Source organism: Methylomonas rosea, from assembly GCF_024505055.1.
In the GTDB taxonomy this organism is placed as follows: Bacteria; Pseudomonadota; Gammaproteobacteria; order Methylococcales; family Methylomonadaceae; genus Methylomonas; species Methylomonas rosea.
The window spans coordinates 1-3111 of sequence record NZ_JANIBL010000122.1 but is presented as its reverse complement, the minus strand read 5'-3'; the positions used below and the strand labels follow the sequence as shown (position 1 = coordinate 3111).

The following is a 3111-nucleotide window of genomic DNA, read 5'->3' as shown; positions in this document are numbered from 1 at the left end:
ACTAGCGAGCCAATGGCCGTCACCGGTGCTTCGTAACAAACCAATAGATGTTGCCCAACTTGCTGGAGATTTCTGCCCAGGTCCTGCAAGGCTTCTTTCAAAAACCGCCAACGCTGGGCGGACAGATTTGCCATGCCATACTGGTTTGGGGCCAACCAAGCCGGGTCCAGACAATAGACGCACAGCAACTGATCGACGACCGCGCTGGCTTGTTGCAGGTTGGGATTATCATGCACCCGCAAATCATTACCAAACCAGTAAAGTCCTATTCTGCGCATTGTCATCTCGTCCTGATAAAAAATGCCGGCATGCCGCCGGCGAGAGGTGAGGTTTACAACACTAATTGGCCGATAGCAAGGCGCTGATCTTGGAATCCAGCTGTTCCGGCGTCACATCGCTGGGGAAGGCCGTCACGCTGTTCCCGCTACGATCAATCAAGTATTTATGAAAATTCCAGGCCGGCGCCTGACCGGTGGCTTTAATCAACTTTTGGAAAAAGCCGTTCGCCGCCGCGCCCTTCACCTGGCTTTTTTCCAGCATGGGGAAAGTGACGCCGTAATTGATGTAGCAGACGTTGGCGGTTTTTTCCGCTTCGCTGAACTCCTGATTAAAATCGTTGGACGGAAAACCAACCACCACCAGGCCCTGATCCTTATACTTTTGATACAAGGCTTCCAGGCCCTTGAATTGTGGGGTGTAGCCACAGTTACTCGCGGTGTTGACGGCCAAAATCACCTTGCCTTGAAAGGCCTGGCAAAAATCGATTTGCTCGCTGGAGCGTAATTTGGTCATTTTGTAATTCAGCAATGTTGAGCACGGCCCGGCAGCGACGACCGACACCGAGGAAGCCCACAAGCTGGCGATTAAAAACGCGGTTTTCATCATCTTTCCTCCTGATCCATTGTCCTTGAGCATACCAGTATCGGCTAAAAGTCAACCTCGTTACACAGCTGTCATCAATGCGCTTGTAGCATGCCTTGCTTGACAATAAAGTCTGCGACCGCTTCCAGTCCATTGCCGGTTTTGATATTGGTAAACACGAATGGCCGCTCACCACGCATCTTCTTCGCGTCTCGGTCCATCACTTCCAGCGAAGCGCCGACATAAGGCGCCAGATCGGTTTTATTGATCACCAACAAATCCGAGCGGGTGATGCCGGGACCGCCCTTGCGCGGAATCTTGTCGCCGGCGGATACGTCAATCACGTAAATGGTTAGATCGGCCAATTCCGGGCTGAAAGTGGCGCTGAGATTGTCGCCGCCGCTTTCCACCATCACAAAATCCAGCTCCGGCCAGCGCTCGCAGAGTTCGTCTACCGCCGCCAGATTCATCGACGCATCCTCGCGGATGGCGGTATGCGGACAGCCGCCGGTTTCCACCCCCAGAATCCGCTCTTCCGGCAGTGCCTGGCTGCGGATCAAAAACTGCTGGTCTTCGCGAGTGTAGATGTCGTTGGTCACAACGCCGATTTCATAGTCGTCGCGCATCTTCTTGCACAAGGCATCCACCAGCGCCGTCTTGCCGGAACCGACCGGGCCGCCTATGCCTACTCTTAAAATTTGTTTGTCAGTCATGTTTTCATCCAAGGTAGCCCGGATGCAATCCGGGGTTAAGGTTGCTGAAACCTCGATTCCGCTTGCGCTGCATCGAGGCTACGTTATGGTTATTTCACGATCTGAATAGCCGCGAATACTGCATCTCATGCCGGCTGCTGGCCAAGGCCAAACCAAAACAACTGCCGCCGATCTCGGCGTCATTTAGGTTTAAAGCACGTTCCACCAGAGCCGGCAATTCGTCGGCCAGATTTTTTAACAATCGTTGTCCGGCCACCTGACCCAACGGCACCAGCTTGACCGCGCACAACACCTGATTCTCCAGCCAGCCCCACAAATAGCCGGTGACAGCATCTGCTTTGCTGATTTGCCAGCGTGCCGCCGCCAGGGCAAACAAGGTTGCCAAGGTCGCGTCCGGGCGTTTTAGCCAGACTTCAGCCTCGGGCAATTCCAGGTTCACCAGCAAGCGGGCCAGCGCCTGGCCGGTTTGCCTGTCCTCGGCACGTAGCTCGGCGGTTTCCCGGCAGGCGATCAGGGTTTGACTCCAATTTTCAACTGCCGTTATACCGTGTTCGTGCCAAGCGTCATAAAGCCGCGCCAGAATCGGCGCATCAACCAAGCCCAAACCGTTTTGCAACAAGCCGTGCAGCCAGTCGCTGGTTTGTTCTGCTGACGTAATCCAGCCATCCTGTACCGCGCGCTCCAGTCCCTGCGAATAGCTGTACATGCCAATCGGCAAGCCGGGACTGACTAGTTGTAGCAGCCTTAACAGCGACAAATCAGTGACCATGGCTGTGATACGCGCCGCTTTCCGGTTCGAAGGGCAGGGTATGGTGCTCGACCGTCAACCCTAAACCCACCAGCATTTGATCGAGCACGTGATCGGCCAGATAACGCAATTCGTCCGGCAGGATTTGCAAGGCGATATGGCGGTTGCCGAGGTGGTAACAGGCTTTAGCAAACAGCAGTTGATCGCTGCATTTCACCACCGACAGTTGCTCAGGGGCAGCGTCGATGCGTACTTTGAAACCTTGGCCGTTGGTCAGGATTGCGCCATGTCTCAGGGTTTGGCCTCTGGGTAAAAATACGCCGACTTGGATACCGCCTTTGGTGGTTGCCGGTTGGCGGGATTTTTGGCGGGCCTCGAAGGGGAGGGTTAGGGTGTCGTCGGGGGTGTCTTGGGTTTGGGTGGTTTCAGTGAGTTTTAGCATATTTGGTTGTTTGGTTTTGTAGGTTGGGTTTACCCAAAGGGCATAAAAGGCGTTAGCCGTAACCCAACACGTCGGCTTTTGGATTATTTGATGTCTTTTGGTTTTGTTGTGTCGCTGTCGCGACGGGTGTTTTATAAGTCGGGTCTCGGCCCGACAGCCGAGTGACTTTTCTTTGTTTGGCCAAAGAAAAGTCACCAAAAGAAAGGCCACCCGGTATTCCGCCTTAATCCTGCGCTTCTCGCTTTTGGCGAGGGTTTTCGGAAGGGGCTTCCTGCCCCTCCGAAAACGAGCGGCATCCCTGCCGCTCCCCTGCGGGCTAATCTCGCCAAAATCTGCGATGCTCGGGG

5 protein-coding genes are annotated in these 3111 nt (G+C 54.5%); all 5 read right to left on the bottom strand.

What is annotated here, in order from left to right:
* The coding region (locus NP589_RS21325) for a deoxyribodipyrimidine photo-lyase (RefSeq protein ID WP_256608775.1) at window positions 1-278 on the bottom strand (278 nt) is incomplete at its 3' end.
* A 61-nt stretch (window positions 279-339) separates the two neighbouring features.
* Window positions 340-882: a glutathione peroxidase gene (locus NP589_RS21320; RefSeq protein WP_256608774.1), complete on the bottom strand. Its 543-nt coding sequence runs from the start codon at window positions 880-882 to the stop codon at window positions 340-342.
* A 74-nt stretch (window positions 883-956) separates the two neighbouring features.
* Complete coding sequence (gene ureG / locus NP589_RS21315) at window positions 957-1574, bottom strand: urease accessory protein UreG (protein ID WP_256608773.1); 618 nt, start codon at window positions 1572-1574, stop codon at window positions 957-959.
* A 94-nt stretch (window positions 1575-1668) separates the two neighbouring features.
* Window positions 1669-2343 carry an urease accessory protein UreF gene (locus tag NP589_RS21310; RefSeq protein ID WP_256608772.1) on the bottom strand — a complete coding sequence of 225 codons (675 nt, stop codon included), beginning with the start codon at window positions 2341-2343 and terminating at the stop codon, window positions 1669-1671.
* On the bottom strand, window positions 2333-2764 hold the full coding sequence (gene ureE, locus NP589_RS21305) for an urease accessory protein UreE (RefSeq protein WP_256608771.1): 432 nt from the start codon (window positions 2762-2764) through the stop codon (window positions 2333-2335). Before ureE ends, NP589_RS21310 begins: the two co-directional genes overlap by 11 nt.
* Between the last annotated feature and the right edge of the window lie 347 nt (window positions 2765-3111).

Coding starts and splice junctions, on each gene's coding strand:
- NP589_RS21310 (WP_256608772.1), bottom strand. CDS start 2,343: ATGGTCACTGATTTGTCGCTGTTAAGGCTGCTACAACTAGTCAGTCCC.
- ureE (WP_256608771.1), bottom strand. CDS start 2,764: ATGCTAAAACTCACTGAAACCACCCAAACCCAAGACACCCCCGACGAC.
- NP589_RS21320 (WP_256608774.1), bottom strand. CDS start 882: ATGAAAACCGCGTTTTTAATCGCCAGCTTGTGGGCTTCCTCGGTGTCG.
- ureG (WP_256608773.1), bottom strand. CDS start 1,574: ATGACTGACAAACAAATTTTAAGAGTAGGCATAGGCGGCCCGGTCGGT.